The 17,935-nt window shown below is 72.9% G+C and carries 10 protein-coding genes and 2 pseudogenes; 11 read left to right on the top strand and 1 reads right to left on the bottom strand.

Translation table 11 applies throughout. The features are described 5' to 3' along the window. The first annotated feature begins 3 nt into the window (after nt 1–3). From argB to ACLU3S_RS06405, 7 genes are all read left to right on the top strand, one after another. Complete coding sequence (gene argB, locus ACLU3S_RS06435) at nt 4–867, top strand: acetylglutamate kinase (RefSeq protein WP_413950760.1); 864 nt, start codon at nt 4–6, stop codon at nt 865–867. Further along, the gene (locus ACLU3S_RS06430) at nt 864–1,952 is read left to right on the top strand and encodes a M20/M25/M40 family metallo-hydrolase (RefSeq protein WP_413950759.1); all 1,089 of its coding nucleotides are present in this window, start codon (nt 864–866) and stop codon (nt 1,950–1,952) included. Before argB ends, ACLU3S_RS06430 begins: the two co-directional genes overlap by 4 nt. 9 nt (nt 1,953–1,961) lie before the next feature. Continuing rightward, nucleotides 1,962–2,780, top strand: a complete 819-nt coding sequence (locus ACLU3S_RS06425; protein ID WP_413950758.1) for an SDR family oxidoreductase — start codon at nt 1,962–1,964, stop codon at nt 2,778–2,780. 47 nt (nt 2,781–2,827) lie between these two features. Continuing rightward, nucleotides 2,828–7,417 (top strand): amino acid adenylation domain-containing protein, encoded by a 4,590-nt coding sequence (locus tag ACLU3S_RS06420; protein WP_413950757.1) that lies wholly within the window; start codon nt 2,828–2,830, stop codon nt 7,415–7,417. A 38-nt stretch (nt 7,418–7,455) separates the two neighbouring features. Next, nucleotides 7,456–7,698, top strand: coding sequence for an MbtH family protein (locus ACLU3S_RS06415; protein WP_413950756.1), 243 nt, complete (start codon nt 7,456–7,458; stop codon nt 7,696–7,698). Further along, nucleotides 7,695–13,007, top strand: coding sequence for an acyltransferase domain-containing protein (locus tag ACLU3S_RS06410; protein WP_413950755.1), 5,313 nt, complete (start codon nt 7,695–7,697; stop codon nt 13,005–13,007). Before ACLU3S_RS06415 ends, ACLU3S_RS06410 begins: the two co-directional genes overlap by 4 nt. A 105-nt stretch (nt 13,008–13,112) precedes the next feature. Then, nucleotides 13,113–13,955, top strand: coding sequence for an alpha/beta fold hydrolase (locus tag ACLU3S_RS06405; protein WP_413950754.1), 843 nt, complete (start codon nt 13,113–13,115; stop codon nt 13,953–13,955). Here the strand turns inward: ACLU3S_RS06405 and ACLU3S_RS06400 are convergent. Next, nucleotides 13,952–14,320, bottom strand: coding sequence for a nuclear transport factor 2 family protein (locus ACLU3S_RS06400; RefSeq protein WP_413950753.1), 369 nt, complete (start codon nt 14,318–14,320; stop codon nt 13,952–13,954). The genes ACLU3S_RS06405 and ACLU3S_RS06400 overlap by 4 nt on opposite strands. A 92-nt stretch (nt 14,321–14,412) precedes the next feature. Here ACLU3S_RS06400 and cysD point away from each other — a divergent pair, with 92 nt between their 5' ends. From cysD to ACLU3S_RS06380, 4 genes and pseudogenes are all read left to right on the top strand, one after another. Then, nucleotides 14,413–15,351: a sulfate adenylyltransferase subunit CysD gene (cysD, locus tag ACLU3S_RS06395; protein WP_413950752.1), complete on the top strand. Its 939-nt coding sequence runs from the start codon at nt 14,413–14,415 to the stop codon at nt 15,349–15,351. After that, nucleotides 15,348–15,798 (top strand): annotated as a pseudogene (locus tag ACLU3S_RS06390) (GTP-binding protein); the annotation flags it as partial. The gene cysD and the pseudogene ACLU3S_RS06390, both read left to right, overlap by 4 nt. 117 nt (nt 15,799–15,915) lie before the next feature. Beyond that, a pseudogene (locus tag ACLU3S_RS06385) lies at nt 15,916–16,107 on the top strand (threonine/serine dehydratase); the annotation flags it as partial. 192 nt (nt 16,108–16,299) lie between these two features. Next, the gene (locus tag ACLU3S_RS06380; protein WP_413950751.1) at nt 16,300–17,865 is read left to right on the top strand and encodes a serine/threonine protein kinase; all 1,566 of its coding nucleotides are present in this window, start codon (nt 16,300–16,302) and stop codon (nt 17,863–17,865) included. The last annotated feature ends 70 nt before the right edge of the window (nt 17,866–17,935 follow it).

Genomic DNA, 17,935 nt, shown 5'->3' with positions numbered 1-17,935 from the left:
ACGATGGAGTCCGACGGCGCAGCGCGGGCGAACGGCCTGCTCGTGGTCAAGATCGGCGGCGGCGTACGGCTGGAGCCGGTCCTGGACGACGTGGCCGCCCAGGTCGAGGCGGGCGTGCCGGTGGTGCTGGTGCACGGTGGGGGACCCGAGGCGGACAGGCTCTCCGCGGCGGTCGGTCTGCCGGTGGGGACGGTGCGGTCACCGGACGGCACGCGGGGCCGCCGGACCGATGCCGCCGCCATGGACGTCGTGACCATGGCGCTGCTCGGCCGGGTGAAACCGGCCCTCGTCGGGGGGCTGCTGGCGCGTGGCGTCCGGGCCGTCGGCCTGAGCGGAGCCGACGACGGTCTGGTCACGGCCGAGCGCAAGCAGGCGATCCGCTCGGTCGAGGACGGCCGGGTCCGTTTGATCCGCGACGACCTGTCGGGGCGGATCACGGAGGTGCGGCCCGAGCTGCTGCGTACGCTGCTCGGCATCGGCCTGGTCCCGGTCGTGTCCCCGCCCGCCGCCGGTGGCGAGGGGCGGCTGCTGAACGTGGACTCCGACCAGGTCGCCGCGAGCCTCGCAGTCGCGCTGGGCGCGGCGGCCCTGGTGCTCCTGACGGATGTGCCGGGCGTCCTCGCCGATCCGGAAGACCCCGAATCGGTGATCAGGGATCTGGCGCAGGAACCTCCGGGCGCCGGCGGACGGATGCGGCACAAGGTGCGGGCCGCCCTGCGGGCGCGAACCCGGGTCCCGCTCGTGGTCGTCGCCTCCGGCCTGGTCGACCGGCCCGTCACGGCGGCGCTCACGGGCGGCGGGACGGTCGTCACGGGCACGCTGCCCGGCACCGCCGAGCCCGTCGGGGCGGACGGGGGCCGGGCGTGACGTTCTCTCCCGAATACCCCGCCTGGCTGCTGCGCGCGATGCTGTGCATCCCCTCGGTGTCCGGGCGGGAAGGCCGTCTGGCCGCCTTCCTCGCCGAGCAGATGGCGGCGCTCGGCATGGACGCGCACGTGGACGCCGCGGGCAACGCGCACGGCGTGGCCGGCCCGCCGGACGTTCCGGTGATCATGCTGCTCGGCCACATCGACACGGTGCCCGGCCGGGTTCCGGTGTGCCACGTGGGCGACCTGCTCTACGGCCGGGGCGCTGTGGACGCCAAAGGCCCCATGGCCGCCATGATCTGTGCGGCCTCCCGGGCGAGCGGAGCCCGGGTGCACGTGGTCGGCGCAGTCGGCGAAGAGGTCGCCGGGTCGCGGGGCGCACGCCATCTGATGGCGACCGTCGCCCCGCCCGCCGCCGTCCTGATCGGCGAGCCCAGCGGCTGGGACGGCGTCTGCCTCGGCTACAAGGGCAGGGTCGGCGTCGGGTACGAGACCAGCACGCCGCCGCTGCACACCAGCAGCCCCGTGCCGACGGCGGTCGAGGCGGCGGCCGAGTTCTCCCGGCGCGTGAAGGACTATCTGCGCGCGGTCTCCGACTCCGCCGATCCCGTCTCGTTCGGCACGGCCACGGGCACGCTGGTGCGGCTCACGGGCGACCTCAGCAGGGCGGAGGCATTCCTGACCTGCCGGGTGCCGCCGGGCTTCGACTTCGAAGCGTTCGAGCGGCACGTCACGCGGTCCGCGGGAGGCCGGGTGTGGTTCGACGAGCGGGTGCCCGCCGTCCGCCGCCCGCGCAGCGACGTGGTGGTCAGCGCACTGCGGGCGGCGATCCGGAGCAACGGCGGACAGCCCGCGCTCAGGCTGAAGTCCGGTACGTCGGACATGAACGTGGTGGAGGAATGGGGCGTGCCGATGGCGGCGTACGGTCCCGGTGACGCGCACCTGGACCACACCAGTGACGAGCACATCGCGATCACCGACCTCGTCCGGTCCGTCGACGTGCTCACGACGGCGCTGGGGCGGATCTCCGGACAGCTGCGCAAGCGGACCGGCTGTGGCGCCGCCGTCGGCGCCACGGTGGGATAGGGGGCCCGCATGCGACTCGACGGACAGGTGGCGATGATCACTGGCGCGGCCCGCTCGCTCGGCCGCTCGCACGCGCTGACGTTCGCGCGGGAGGGCGCCGACCTCCTGCTGGTCGACCGCTGCCGCCAGGAAGGCCCGTACCCGCTGGCGGAGCGCAGGGATTTGGAGGAGACCGCGGCCGCATGCCGGCGCACCGGCAGCAGGGTGGTGACGGCGGTCGCGGACGTGCGCGACCAGTCGGCCGTGGAAGCGGCGCTGGCGGCGGGCCTGGACGAGTTCGGGCGGATCGACGTGCTGGTGAACAACGCCGGTCTGCTCACCCCCGGCGGGGTCCGCTCGCACGAGCTGAGCGAGGACGACTGGAACCTCGTCATCGACGTCAACCTCAACGGCACCTGGCGGTGCTGCCGCGCGGTGCTGCCGCACATGGTGGCGCAGCGCTCCGGGACGATCGTGAACACGGCCTCCACCGGGGGCAGGGTCGCGTTCGAGATGTACTCCAGCTACGTCGCCTCCAAACACGCCGTGGTGGGGCTGACCAAGGCGCTAGCCCTGGAGTACGGCCGTTACGGCATCCGCGTCAACGCGGTGTGCCCGAGCACGGTGGCCGCCGACGACGACCTCGGCAGCCGCAGCACCCGGGCGGTGGCCCGGACGATGGGCTCCTCCCTGGAGGACTACGAGCGCAGCTCGTCGTCGTACCACGCGATCGGGCGCCTCGTAACCGCACAGGAGGTCTCCGCCGCCTGCCTGTGGCTGGCTGGACCGGAGTCCGGCGGCACCACGGGCACCGAACTGCTCGTCGACGGCGGCTTCACCGCACGCTGACCGATCGCCGACCCCTGCTACCACCGCCCCGCGCGGAGAGGAGTGGAATGTCCGACCAGCGCAACGGGCCGGCGGCCGACGACGCCCTGGAGCGGCGGCTGGCCGCGCTGACCCCCGCACAACGCGCCCTGCTGGAACGCGTCCTGGCGCGCGACGGCACGGCCCCCGGTGTCCGGCGGCGGCCGGACACCGACGACGGCGTGCCGCTCTCCTTCGAGCAGGAGCGGCTGTGGTTCATGAACGACCTGGTCTCCTACCGCGCGATCTTCCACGTGCCGGTCGCGCTGCGGCTGCGCGGAGGGCTCGACGTGCCGGCCCTGCGGCGTGCGCTCGCCCGTCTCGTGGCGCGGCACGAGACGCTGCGGACCGCGTTCCGCGACACGCCCGCCGGCCCCCGCCAGGTGGTCCGAGACGCGGTCGAGGTGCCGCTGCCCGTCGAGGACTGCTCCGGGGCGGCCGATCCAGGGCAGGAGGCCCGCACGCGAGCCTCGGCGTCCGTCGGCGCGCCGTTCGACCTGCGGACCGGACCGCTGCTGCGGTGCGCGCTGTACCGGATCGCACCGGACGACCACCTGTTCCTGCTGACGCAGCACCACATCGTCTCCGACTACTGGTCGCTGGGCATCCTGCTCGGCGACCTCGGCGCCCTCTTCGCCGACGAGACCGGCCGGCCCACCGAACTGCCGCCGCAGGAGCTGCACTATCCGGACTTCGCCCACTGGCAGCGCACCACCCTGGACCCCGCGGCCGTCGACCGGCACCTCGCGTACTGGCGGGACCGGCTCGCCGACGCCCCGGAACTGCTGGAACTGCCCACCGACCGCCCCCGGCCCGCGATCCGCTCCAGCCAGGGAGCCTTCCACCACATCCAGTTCCCGGGTGCCCTTGTCGCCCGGCTGCGCGACCTGGCCAAGGAGGAGTCCACGACGCTGAACGCGGTCTTCCTGGCGGCGTACTTCGGGCTGCTGTCGCGGCTGGTCAGGCAGGACGTGATCGTGGTCGGCGTGCCCGTCGCCGGGCGCTCCCGGCCCGAACTGCAGCGCATGGTGGGCTACTTCCTCAACTGGCTGGCCATCCGGGTCGACGTGGGCGGCCGTCCGTCGCTGCGGGAGCTGGTGCGGCGCACGGCCGGGGCGCTCACCGAGGCGATGACGCACCAGGACGTACCGTTCGACATGCTGGTGAGCGAGCTGCAGCCGGCCCGTCGGCCCGGGGTGACGCCGGTCTTCCAGACGTCGTTCAGCCTGCGCGACGGTGCGCCGACCCCACCGGACCTGCCGGGGGTCGACGTAACCTTCGCCGACCTGGACGGCGGGGCGACGCACTTCGACCTCATGGTCGAGCTGTGGTGCGAGGACGACCGCGTCGTCGGCTACCTCCCTTACGACGACGAGCTGTTCGACGGGCCGACGGTGGCTTCGTACGCCGAGTGGCTGACGCGGCTGGCGGAGGCCGCGGCGTTCGAGCCGGACCGTCCTGTCACGACCCTGTCCCTGCTCACCGAGGCGGAGCAGGCGGAGCTGATCGGACCCGCTCCCCTCCTGCCGGAGGGAACCGGGCAGACGCTGCACGCCCGCTTCGCCGAACAGGTGCGGCGCCGGCCCGAGGCACCCGCGGTGTCGGACGACACCACCGACCTGACCTACCTGGAGCTGAACGAGCGGGCCGACCGGATCGCACACGTCCTGCGGCGGCTCGGCGTCGGCCCCGGCACGGTCGTCGGAGTGGTCCTCGGCCGGACGGTGGACCTGCCGGCCGCGGTCCTGGGAGTCCTCAAGACGGGCGCCGCCTATCTGCCGGTCGACCCCGACAGCCCCGTCGAGCGCACTGCCGCGCAGTTCGCGGACTGCGCTGTGACGACCGCGCTGGTCACCCGGGACCTGCTGGACCGGTTCCCGGCGGATCTGCCGGAACCCGTGGTGCTGGACTGGGGAGCGCCGGAGCTCGCGGAGGCACCCGCCGGGCCGGCCGACGCCGACGTGCCCGCGGCCTCGCCGGCGTACATCATCCACACCTCCGGTTCGACCGGCGCCCCCAAGGGTGTCGTCGTCTCGCACGGCAACGCGCTGCGGCTGTTCACCGCGGCGTGGCGGCCGTTCGACCTGGGCGAGGACGACGTGTGGACGCTCTTCCACTCCTGCTCCTTCGACTTCTCGGTGTGGGAGCTGTGGGGGGCGCTGGCACACGGTGGCCGTCTGGTGGTGGTACCGCAGTGGGTCACCAGGGCACCGGACGCCTTCGCCGAACTGCTTCAGCGGGAGAACGTCACGGTGCTCAGCCAGACTCCGTCCGCGTTCGGGCAGCTCTCCCGGATCCTGCTGGACGCGCGACGGCCGCTCGCCCTGCGGTATGTGGTGTTCGGGGGCGAGGCGCTGGACCTGCCGTCCCTGCGCGACTGGACGGATGTGTACGGCGACGAGGCGCCCCGGCTGGTCAACATGTACGGGATCACCGAGACGACGGTGCACGTCACGTTCCGGCGGATCACCCGGGCGGACACCGCGAGCACCCGCTCCCTGATCGGCCGTCCGCTGCCGGATCTCACGCTGTACCTGCTGGACGACGATCTGCGGCCGGTGCCTTCCGGGATCCCCGGAGAGATCTTCGTCGGCGGCGCGGGTGTCGCCCTGGGTTACCACAACGCGGCGGCCCTGACCGCGCAGCGCATGCTGCCGGACCCCTACAGCTCGCAGCGCGGCGCCCGGATGTACCGGAGCGGGGACCTCGCCGTCCGGCTCAGGGACGGAGAACTCGCCTACCTCGGCCGGCTCGACCACCAGTGCAAGATCCGTGGTCACCGGGTCGAGATCGGAGAAGTGCAGGCCGCACTCGGCCGACTCGACGAGGTCGCGGAAAGCGCGGTGCTGGTCACCGACGACCGCGTCCGCGGGAAGACACTCGTCGCCTACGTGGTGCCCGAGCGCGGCAGGGACGTCACCCCGACACGGATCCGCCGTGCGCTGCTGCGCACCCTGCCGGACTGGCTCGCCCCGTCCTCGGTGGTGCTCCTGGACTCGTTGCCGCTGACCCGCAACGGAAAGCTGGACCGGCAGGCGCTCGCCCGTCGGCGCGACGCGGGCCGGGAGCGCACCCGTGCCGCCGCGCCGCAAGGTCCCACGGCCGTCGCTCTGGCCGCGATCTGGGCGGAGCTGCTCGGTGTCGACCAGGTCGGCGCGGAGGACGACTTCTTCGAGCTGGGCGGCCATTCCCTGATGGTCGTGCACCTGGTATCGACGATCCGGGCCCGGCTCGGTGTCGAGGTCCCGCTGGACACCCTCTTCCGGCGTCCCGAACTCCAGGCGATGGCCGACGAGATGGACCATCTCTCGGCCGGATCCGGACCTGCGGCCCCGGACAGCGGCGGTGCGGCAGGCCGGGGCGCCGCGCCGACGGTGCCTGGATTGGTGGGTGACGGGCTGCCGTCCTCGTCCGCTGATCTGCGGGCGGTGCGGGCCGAGATCGACTCCCGGCTGGCGGCCGTGCGGCCACCGGCCGGCGCCGCGGGCCTCCCCGCAGGGGAGCCCGGCACGGTCCTGCTCACGGGGGCGACCGGGTTCGTCGGCGCCTTCCTCCTCGCCGAACTCGCCGAGAGCGGCGCGCACGTGGTCTGCCTGTTGCGTGGCGGGGCGGATCGCCGGGGCGGACTCGTGGCATGGCTGCGGGAACTCGGACTGTGGCGGGACCGGTACGCGTCGCGCATCGAGGTCGTGGGCGGTGACATCGGCCGGCCACTGCTCGGCCTCGCCCCTGACACGTACCGGGACCTGTGCGACCGGGTGGGACGCGTCGTGCACGCCGCCGCCTGGGTCAACCACATCTATCCGTACGACCGGCTCGCCGAGGTCAACGCGCACAGTGCCGCCGCTCTGCTGGCCTTCGCCGCCACCAAACGGCGCAAGAGCCTCACGCTGGTCTCCACCAGCGCCGTCTTCGAGGCCGCCGACCAGCCTGAGGGCAGCGAGATCGGGGCGGTTCCGGTGCGTTCCCTACCGGGAGAGAGCAGCGGCTACGTACGCTCCAAGGCGGTCGCCGAACTCTACGCGGAGCGTGCGGGTGACTTCGGCGTTCCGGCGGTCGTGGTGCGCATCCCCAGCGTCTTCGGTGACCGACGCCTGTACCAGATCAACGCCTCCGACGCGATATGGAGCTGGACCAGGGCCATCCTGGTCACCGGCCGCTACCCGAGCAGCTTTGACGATCCGGACAACGAACTGTTCCAGGCGCTGCCTGCGGACATCGCCGCCCGCGCGATCGCCGACGCCGGACGAAGCGCGGACGAGCCCGGCTGCCGGATCGTCAACGCCATCCCCCGAGCGGTCGGCGGCACCCGGCTGCTGCTGGACGGGCTGCGCGCCGCCGGACACGACCCGCTGCCCATGCCCGACCGGGAGTGGTACCACCTGGTCGGCCGACTCGACGCCCGTGAGATCTGGGTCGCGGGTATCGCCACCCACATCGCACGACGTCCCGACACCGGAGCGCCCCGGCGGCGACTCCACCGCTTCTCGCCGGCTCCGGATCCGGACGTCGCGCGCCTCGTCGACGCCCACGCCATCCGGTCGCCGGCCGACATGGCCGGCTACATCGGATCGCTGACCGGGTCCGGTGGTTCCACGGCGGAGCACCTCCTCCGCTGACGCACGTGTACAGCCCTCCAGTTCTCCCGGCACACGGAATGGATTCAGGAGCGACATTGAGCACGGACAAGCGGAACTACCTCGTGGTGGTCAACCACGAGGAACAGTATTCGATCTGGCAGGCCGACCGGGACATCCCGGAGGGCTGGACGGCCACGGGCTTCGACGGAACGAAGGACGAGTGTCTGTCACACATCGCCGAGGTGTGGACGGACCTGCGGCCGCTGAGTCTGCGGCGACGGCTGGCGCAGTCGGCCGCCGAAGGGGGGAGCCGACGTTGACGCATCACGACGAGGCCGACGACGCCATCGCGATCATCGGGATGAGCTGCCGATTCGCCCCGGACCTGACCACGCCGGAGAAGCTGTGGTCGTTCCTGGCCGCCGGCGACAGCAGGATCAGCGAGATGCCGGACAAACGGTGGGAGCCCTACACCTCTGGCAGCCCCGAAGCGACCGCGATCCTGCGCAAGGCCACCCGCAAGGGCTCCTTCCTGGACGACATCGAGGGCTTCGACGCGGAGTTCTTCCAGATCACGCCGCGCGAGGCGGAGTTCCTCGACCCGCAGCAGCGCATCGTCCTCGAACTGACCTGGGAGGCGCTCGGTGACGCGGGTGTGCCGCCGCTCTCGCTGTCCGGTACCGAGGCGGGCGTGTACATGTCCGCCAACTCCAACGACTACGGCCGCCGGCTGCTGGAGGACATACCGCGGACGGGTGCCTGGGCTGTCAACGGAACGACGTACTACGGGATGGCCAACCGCATCTCGTACTTCCTGGACCTGCGCGGTCCGAGCATCGCCGTGGACACCGCGTGCGCCGGCTCGCTGACCGCCCTCCACGTCGCCGCGCAGAGCCTGCGGCTCGGCGAGACACCGCTGGCGATCGTCGGCGGCATCAACATCATGGCGACGCCCGCCCTGGTGGTGGCTCTGGACGCCGCGGGCGCCACCGCGCCCGACGGGCGCAGCAAGGCGTTCGACAGGGCCGCCGATGGCTACGGCCGCGGCGAGGGCGCCGGAGTGATGGTGCTCAAGCGCCTGGCCGACGCCCGCCGCGACGGCGACCGGATCCGAGCGGTCATCGTGGGCAGCGGCGTCTTCCAGGACGGCCGGTCCGACGGCATGATGGCGCCCAACGGGGACGCTCAGGAACACATGCTGCGCCAGGTCTACGAGCGGGCCGGCGTCGATCCGGGCTCCGTCGACTACGTCGAGGCGCACGGCACCGGCACACCCCTCGGGGACCTCGCGGAGAGCCGGGCCCTCGGCAGCGTGCTGGGCGCGGTACGCCCGTCCGGCGACCCCCTTCTGTTCGGCACTCTGAAGCCCAACATCGGGCACGTGGAGGCCGCCTCGGGCATCGCGGGCGCCATCAAGGTCGTGCTGTCGATGGAGCACGGCCTGATCCCGGCGAGCCCGCACGAGGAGGTCAACCCCGGTCTCGATCTGGCCGCGCACGGGCTCCGCCTGGTGGGCGCGATGACGCAGTGGCCGCGCCGTGACGGCCCGCGTCGCGCGGGGGTGTCCAGTTACGGTGTAGGCGGCACGGTCGCGCACCTGATTCTGGAGGAGGCGCCCGCAGCGCAGGCCGACCGGGCCCCGGACGCCCGGCCCGAGGAGACGCCGCGCGTCTTCCCCCTCTCGGCCGTCGCCGAGGCGGGAGTGCGCTCGCTCGCCGGGTCGGTGGCCAAGTGGGTCCGTACGGGCACCGGCACGTCTCTCTCCTCCGTCGCGCACACGCTGACCCGCCGCCGTTCGCACCTGGCGGTGCGGGGCGCCGTCGTCGCCTCCTCCAGGGCGGAGCTGGCCGAGCAGATGGACGTCCTGGCGGCGGGTGGCAGGTCGCCCCAGGTGGCCTTCGGGCGGGCGGTGGCCGCGTCCTCCCCCGGAGCGGTCTGGGTGTTCTCCGGGCACGGAGCCCAGTGGACCGGCATGGGCCGAGGGCTGCTGCGCGACGCCCCGGCCTTTGCCAGGACCATTGACGAGCTGGCCGAGGTCTTCCGGGCGGAGCTGGGGTGGACGCCCCGCGAAGTGATCGACGAGGGTGGCCCGTGGACCGTCACGACCGTCCAGGCCATGACGTTCGCCATGCAGGTGGCGCTCGCCGAGACCTGGTACGCGCAGGGTGCACGACCGGCGGCGGTGATCGGGCACTCGGTGGGCGAGATCGCGGCAGGCGTGGTGGCGGGCGCGCTCGACCTCACGGAGGCGGCCCGGTTCGCCTGCCGCCGGGCCAAGGCGCTGGAGGCGGTGGCCGGGCGAGGTGCCATGGCGCTGGTGGGCCTGCCCTTCGCCGAGGCCGCCGAACGTCTCGCGGGCCGCGACGACGTGGTCGCCGCCATCTCCGCCGGCGCCCGGTCCACTGTGGTCTCCGGTGACACCGACGCCGTCGAGGAGCTGGCGCGCCGGCTTCAGGCGGAGGGCGTGGACGTGCGGCGGGTCAACAGCGACGTGGCCTTCCACAGTCCGCACATGGACGCCGTGTTGCCGCAGGTGTCGGCCGCCGCGCGGGAACTGACCGCCCGGGAGCCCCGGGTGCCGCTCTACAGCACGGCCCTGACGGACCCGCGTTCCGCGCAGCCGCGGGAGGGGGCGTACTGGGAGACGAACCTGCGTGCGCCGGTGCGGTTCGCCGAGGCGGTGGCGGCGGCGCTCGAGGACGGCGTCCGCGTCTTCCTCGAGGTGTCCGCCCACCCCCTCGTGGCGCACTCGGTGACGGAGACGGCGCACGCAGTCGGTGCGGAGGACGTGCTCATGGCGGTGACCCTCCGCCGCGACCAGCCGGAGCTGGGCACGCTGCTGGTGAACCTCGCGCAGCTGCACTGTGCGGGCGTGGAGGTGGACTGGCGGTACGAAGGCGAGCTGGCCGGGCTGCCCGCCGTGCACTGGCAGCACCGCCCCTACTGGATCTTCCCCGAGACATCGGCCGAGAGCCGCGGCCGGGGCCACGACCCCGACACCCACACCCTCCTGGGCGGGCTCAGCACGGTGGCGAGCGCTCCCGCGCAACGGGTGTGGCAGACCCACCTGGACATGTCGAACCGCCCGTATCACCAGGACCACAAGGTGGTGGGCGTCGAGACGGTGCCCGCCTCAGTGGTGATCAACTCGTTCGTCACGGCGGCGGCCCGCGACGGCGGCACCCCAGGGCTGACCGACATCGTGTTGCGCACCCCGCTCGCGGTCACCCCGCCCCGCGTGGTGCAGGTCGTGCTCGACCAGAACCAGGTGCGGCTCGCCAGCCGCATCCGGCGGGCCGACGGCGCGGGAGGCGACGAGGACCAGGACCACGAGTGGATCATCCACGCCACGGCGAACGTGGAGCGGGGCGCCGTGGTGGGCTCGCGCCCGATGGAGGACATCGAGGCGATCCGCGCCCGCTGCCCGGAGGAGTGGACCTGGGCCCGCGTCGACCAGATCTTCCGCAACATGGGAGTGGACGGCTACACGTTCCCGTGGGTGGTGGAGGAGCTGAGGCGCAACGAGGTGGAGCAACTCGCCGTGGTGACCATCGACCACACGCCCAAGCTGCATCCGAGCAGCTGGACGGCCGTGATCGACGGCGCGCTGACGGTGAGCGGCGTACTGGTGACCAAGGAGGACTCGCGGACGCTGCGGACCTCCTCCCACCTCGACTCGATCGCCTTCCGGGGCGATCCCCCCGGGCGGGTCGTCGTGCACACGACGCGGTCCGCGGCGTCGCCGGAGACCACCATCGACGTGCTGGTCTCCGACATGGACGGCAACGTCGTGTGCGAGGCGAGCGGCCTGCGCTTCACTCAGGTGCACGACAAGCCGGGCAGCGCCCTGCCGCCGCGCCGACTGGTGCACGAGATCGCCTGGGAACCGGTCGAGCCGTCGACGGATGCCGGCCTCCCCGTCGAGCACGCGGTGCTGCTCGGCGACGAGGTGGTCACCACGCCGCTGGCCGAGCGGTTCGCCGCACGCGGGGTGCCCTGCCTGCGACTAGAGCGGGCCCAGGACCTGACCCACGTGCCCGGGGGCGGCCACGGGGTCCTGGTGGTGGCCCCGGAGCCGCAGCGCGCCGGGGAGACTCCGGAACAGGCGGCCGAGAGGTGCGCCTGGACGCTGATCGACGTCGCCCAGCACCTGGGCCGCCGCCCGCAGCGCACGGCCGACGGCACCGGACAGCCGCTCAAGCTGTGGTGCGTGACCACGGGCGTACGCACACCCCGGCACGAGTCGGACCTGTCCCACGCGCCGCTGTGGGGGGTGTCGAGGATCATCGCCGGTGAGCGCTCAGACCTGTGGGGAGGTCTGATCGACATCGCGGCCGAGGCGGCCCCGGTCGGCGCCGGCACGGCCGATCTGCTGCTCGACCTGTTCCGCGGCCTGGACGGCACCGAGGACATCGTGTCGGTCACGCCGGTCGGTGCGTTCGCGGCGCGGCTGACGCAGGTGGAGCGGCCGGTCGAGAGCCAGGCCCTGGAACTGCGACCCAACGGCACCTACCTGATCACCGGTGGGCTGGGCGGGATCGGTCTGGAGGTCGCCCGGTACCTGGCGGACCGAGGCGCCCGCCGTCTGGTGCTGGCCGGCCGGCGCGGACTGCCGCCCCGCTCGGAGTGGGAGCGGGTGCAGGAGCCCGGGGTGCGGGCCCGGATCGACGCGGTGCTCGCGCTGGAGTCGATGGGCGTGACCGTCCGGGTGCTCGCACTGGACATCTCGGACGCCGACGCGGTGGCCGCCGCCCTGTCGCCGTCGGCGTTGGACCTACCGCCCATCCGCGGTGTGGTGCACGCGGCGGGTGTCGTCTCCGACGCGCTGGTGGACAAGACGGACCGTCAGGGCCTCCGTACGACGCTGGCCCCGAAGGCCCAGGGCGCGATGGCGCTGCACCGGCTGTTCCCCGAGGGCACGCTGGACTTCTTCACAATGTTCTCGTCGTGCGGGCAGCTCGCCCGGCTCACCGGGCAGGCCAGTTACGCGGCGGCCAACTCGTTCCTGGACGCGCTCGCGGCGCTCCGTCACGCAGGCGGCCACACCGAGACGACCAGCCTCGGATGGACGCAGTGGCGGGGAACGGGCATGGGGCAGAGCACGGCCGGCACCACGATCCTGGAGGCCGAGTCACGGGGCTTGGGCGGCATCTCCGCGGCCGAGGCGTTCCGCGCCTGGTCGTTCGCCGACCAGTTCCGCCTGCCGTACGCCGCGATCCTGCGCGTGATGCCGGAACGGTCGCTTCCGGTGTTCTCGAGGCTGCAGGCCGCCGAGGCGGAGGAGTCCGAGGCCGGTGGCGAGACGGTCGACTGGGCGGCGCTGTCCGACGAGGAAATCGCGGAGCGGGTCCTGGCCGAGGTGCACGAAAGCGTGGCCGCCGAACTCAACCTGGCCACCGCCGACATCGCGCTCGACCGCCCGCTGGTCGAGCTGGGGGTCGACTCGGTGATGACGGTGGGCCTCAGGGTACGGCTGCATCGGCGCTTCGGCGTCGACCTGCCTCCCACGATCCTGTGGAGCAGTCCGACGGTGCGGGCTCTCGCCGACTTCCTGGTAGGCGAGGTGCGGGGCAACGACACCGAAGAGGACGAGACCGGTGCCGTGGACGAGGCGGCGGTGCCCGCCTGACGGCCGACTCCACCGGGCAGGGGATACGGCGTTCCCTGCCCGGTCCGCCGGCCGGCGGAGAGGTCCAGCCGGTGACCTAGCCGTGTCAAGGGGGAGGAGACCACGATGAGTTACCTCGGCGTTCCGGGTGCGAAGTTGTACTACGAGGTGTCCGGGACCGGACCGGTGTTGCTGCTGATCTCCGGAGGAACGGACGACGCGGACGACTTCGAGGGAGTCGTCCCGCTGCTCCATGACGCCTTCACCGTCGTCGCCTACGACTGCCGCGGACTCTCCCGCAGCCGTCTCGACGGGGGTCCGGTGGACGTCCCAGTCGAGGTCCACGCCGATGACGCACGGCGGCTGCTCCGCGCGGTCGGCGACGCACCGGCCCATGTGTTCGGCAGCAGCAGCGGCGGCCAGGTCGCGCTGTCCCTGACCGCCCGTCACCCGGAACTGGTCCGCGCCGTGGTGGCCCACGAGCCGCCCGCCGTCGCCCTCCTCCCCGACAGCGACCCGCGCAGCACCGTGCTCGCCGAGGCCCGTGCCGTCCACGCCCGCGAGGGGGTCAGGGCGGGTATGGCGGCGTTCGTCGCGGCGGCCGGCCTGGACAGGGTGAAGCACCCCGAGCGCTATGCGCCCGAGAGCCCCCAGGCCGCGATGAACACACAGAAACGGCTCGTCCGCATGGAGCGCAACCTGGAGTACTTCCTCTCCCACATCGTCGGGCCCGCGGCCGACTACGTGCCGGACGTCGACGCCCTGTCGTCGGTGTCGGCACCGCTCACCGTGGCGGTCGGGGACGCCTCCGAGGGCCAACTCGCCCACGCGACCGGGCGGGCGCTGGCCGCTCGCCTGGGGAGGGAGCCCGCTGTCTTCCCCGGCGGCCACGCGGGGTTCGTCACCCACCCCAGGGCGTTCGCCCGGGCGCTGCGCGCGGTGCTCGCGGGCCGGCCGAGCGCGGACTAGAGGGGTGTCTGCTGGTGCAGGACGACAAGCCAGGCGTCATTCTCACGGCTGTAGACGGTGGTGGCGAGAGCGGTGTGGTCGACGCCGCCCTGATCCGTCCGGGCCGTGTACTCGACCCGGTAGGTGACCAGAGCGCTGTCCGGCGAGAGCACCCGGACCTGCTGGTCGCTCAACTCGCTGCGCACGAACGGGTTGTGGTTGGCCTCGATCAGCGGAACGATCCGTTCCTTGTCGGCCGTTCCGAAACGGCTCACCAGGAGCGCGTCCTTGCGCAGCAGACGTTCGTAGGCCGTCCCGTCCCCGGCGCGGTTCGCCCGCCAGAGTTCCTCCTCCAGGGCGGACAGCAGTTTCTCGATATCGCTCATGAGGCCTCCGGGGAGCACGACCACGTGGGACACCTACAGTACGGACGTCACGCCCAGTCGCCAAAACAGCACTATGAGTGGCGTGTGGACTGATGGAGGGGAACGCCGACACCGAGGCCGGGCGGATCGACGGGTCCCGCACCGTCTCCCACCTGGACGTGCTTGAGTCGGAGGCGGTGCACATCTTCCGCGAGGTGGCGGGCGAGTTCGAGAACCCGGTGATCCTGTTCTCCGGCGGCAAGGACTCCATCGTCATGCTGCACCTGGCGCTGAAGGCGTTCGCCCCGGCGCCGGTGCCGTTCGCGCTGCTGCACGTGGACACCGGGCACAACTTCCCCGAGGTCATCGACTACCGCGACCGCAGGGTGGCGCAGCACGGCCTGCGACTGCATGTCGCATCCGTGCAGGACTACATCGACCGCGGTGTGCTCAAGGAGCGCCCGGACGGCACCCGCAATCCGCTGCAGACGCTGCCGCTGACGGAGAAGATCCAGTCCGAGCGGTTCGACGCCGTCATCGGCGGCGGGCGCCGGGACGAGGAGAAGGCCCGCGCCAAGGAGCGGGTGTTCTCGCTGCGCGACGAGTTCTCCCAGTGGGATCCGCGCCGCCAGCGGCCCGAGCTGTGGAACCTGTACAACGGCCGGCACGCGCCCGGCGAGCACGTCCGGGTCTTCCCGCTGTCCAACTGGACCGAGCTGGACGTGTGGCAGTACATCGCCCGCGAGAGCATCGAGTTGCCGCAGATCTACTTCGCCCACGAGCGCGAGGTGTTCCGGCGCAACGGCATGTGGCTGACCGCCGGTGACTGGGGCGGCCCCAAGGACGGCGAGACCGTGGAGAAGCGGCTCGTGCGCTACCGCACCGTCGGCGACATGTCCTGCACCGGCGCCGTCGACTCCGACGCGGTGACCCTGGAGCAGGTCATCACCGAGATCGCAGCTTCCCGGCTGTCCGAGCGCGGCGCGACGCGCGCTGACGACAGGCTCTCCGAGGCCGCGATGGAAGACCGCAAGCGCGAGGGGTACTTCTGAGCATGATCACGGAACTCTCCACCACCACCCTCCTGCGGTTCACCACGGCCGGCTCGGTCGACGGCGGCAAGTACACCCTCGTCGGACGGCTGCTGCACGACTCCAAGTCGGCTCTCGCCGACCAGCGGGAGGCCGTGTGCAGTGCGCCTCGGCCTCCCGGGGCCAGGATGGCCCGGACCTGGCGCTGCTGACGGACGGTTTGCGGGCCGAGCGCCAGCAGGGCATCACCATCGACGTGGCCTACCGCTACTGCGCCACGCTCCGGTACCGGTTCACCTGGCCGACACCCCGGGCCATGTTCAGTACCACCCGCAACATGGTCACCGGCGCCTCCACGGCCGAGCCCTGCAATGACGTCGACGAGCAGACCCGCCGGCCGGCACGCCGCGAATCGCCGTGCTGCTGTGTGTCCCGCACTTCGTGCTCGCCGTCAACAGTCAGGAGATGCCGTCCTCGATCTTGATGCTGTGACGCTGATGGCCCAGTCACACGGCCAGCTGCGGCGAAGCGCTATCCGAAAGGGGGCACATGGTGCCTGGCCAGCGCATTCCGTCGGTTCCCCACCGTCTGACCGACGGCCTGGACAGCGCCTTGCAGCTGGTCACGCGACTCCGGGACGTGGGGCTGACGGACGTCGTCGTCAGCGTCGGTGGCGGCGGGCTGATCGCCCGCATCGCGGCGGCCCTGCACGCCAGGCGCCCGGGCGTGCGGGTGTGGGGCGTGGAGACGGAGGGCGCCTCGGATGGGCCGGCACCTTCGGGCTGCTGTGACTTTACCCTCGGTAACCCGCAGGCGGAACGGCCGCCGGGCGCACTCATCCCCAACTCGCAAACGCTCCCGAAGAGTTGAATGAAAGGCAGGAACGGGGCGCGAATCGAGGTTCTTTGAACGCACCCCCGCGCGCGCCGCGTACCTCTGTGCAACACGAAACAGGGGTTCCAGCGAGGGATGACCATGACCAAGTCACACGTCTTCGCATACGAGTTGGTCGCCGGACGGTACCGGCTGCTGGAGGTCTTCGCCCGCGAGACGAACCGCCTGTGGTGGTACGCCGAGGACGTGGCGGCGGAGCAGCCCCGCCTGGTGGCGCAGACCGGCCTTCCCGAGCCCTGCGCCGAGGACACCGCGCGCCGGGTCACGGCCCGGGTCGTGCGGACCTCCGAGACCATGCGGCTGCTGCGCCCGGGCCAAGTCGCGGCGGTCGTCGACGCGGTGGTGGAGGCCGGCACCCTGTGGACGGTCACCGAGTGGGTCGACGGCACGCCCCTGTGCCGGCTCCTGGACGAGGAGGGCTCGTTCCACCCGGTGCGGGCCGCGCGCATCGGCCTGGAGCTGCTCGACGTGCTCCAGGCCGCGCACGACGAGGGCATCACCCACGGCGAGCTGAGTCCGGGCCAGGTCTTCGTGCGGGACGGCGGTCCCGTCGTCGTGACGGGCTTCGGCCTGGCCGGCGCCACCCTGGTGCCGCGGGTCACGGCGCCGTCGTACGCTTCGCCGGAACAGGCCCGCGACGAGCGCATCGGCCCGGCCGCCGACCTCTGGGCGCTCGGCGCGATGCTCTACACGATGGTCGAGGGCCGGCCGCCGTTCCGGGACCGCGGCCGGGCCGACGCCACCCTGAAGGCCGTGGACCGGCTGCCGTTGCGCACCCCGCTGCGGGCGGGCCCGCTCACCCAGGCCGTGCAGGGGCTGCTGCGCAAGGACTCCCGGGAGCGGCTGACCCGGAACGTGGTCCGCGAGGCCCTGAACCGGGCCCTCGCCGAGGACCCCGACGCCGACCGGCGGACCGCCCCCGTGCCCCGGCTGCGCGGCGCCTACCGGGGCGTGCGGCTCGCCGAGCCGGGGCGCGGCCGCCGGGCCCTGGCCGTGAGCACCGCGCTCGCCGTCGCCGTGGTCGCCCTCGGGGTCCTCGCCGCGACCCACCATCTGCCCGGTACCGGCACGGGTGCGCGGGGGAGAACCCCCGCGGCCGCCGCCCCCAAGGGCCCCACCGGCCGGGGCGGCGGCAGCCCCACGCCGACCACCTCCGCGTCCGCCTCCCCCGTCCTGCCGGCCGGCTACCGCACGTACACCGCCCCCGAGGGCTTCTCCGTGGCGCTGCCGTTGGGCTGGAGGCGGCTGACCACCTCCCGCGCGAGCGATCTCGCCTACCGCATCACCTTCGGCCCGGGCGGCGCCTCCCCCACCCTCGCCGTCACCTACAGCCGGCGCGTCGGCCGGGACCCGGTCGCCGTCTGGCGGGACAACGTCGAGCCGGGCCTGCGGCAGCTGCCCGGCTACCAGCGCATCGGGACCGTCCGGGCCACCACCTACCAGGGCCGCGCGGCCGCCGACATCGAGTGGCTGGCCGGGTCCGGCAGCACGCGCGTGCACACCTTCGGCCGCGGCTTCCTGCTCGGCGGCGGCCGGGGTTTCTCCCTGCGCTTCACCACCCCGGCCGGGAGCTGGGAGGACGCCGCGAACCGGCGGGCGCTGCGGACCTTCCTGCAGACCTTCCGGGAGACCAGGGGCTGACCGGCGCCCGCGGCCGTTTTCCGCCCGCCGGCCCGGGGACCCGCCCCCCGTGGTGCACATCCCTGCTGCC

It is taken from the genome of Streptomyces sp. AF1A (assembly GCF_047340315.1).
In the GTDB taxonomy this organism is placed as follows: domain Bacteria; phylum Actinomycetota; class Actinomycetes; order Streptomycetales; family Streptomycetaceae; genus Streptomyces.
This window is presented reverse-complemented; position numbering and strand designations above follow the sequence as displayed.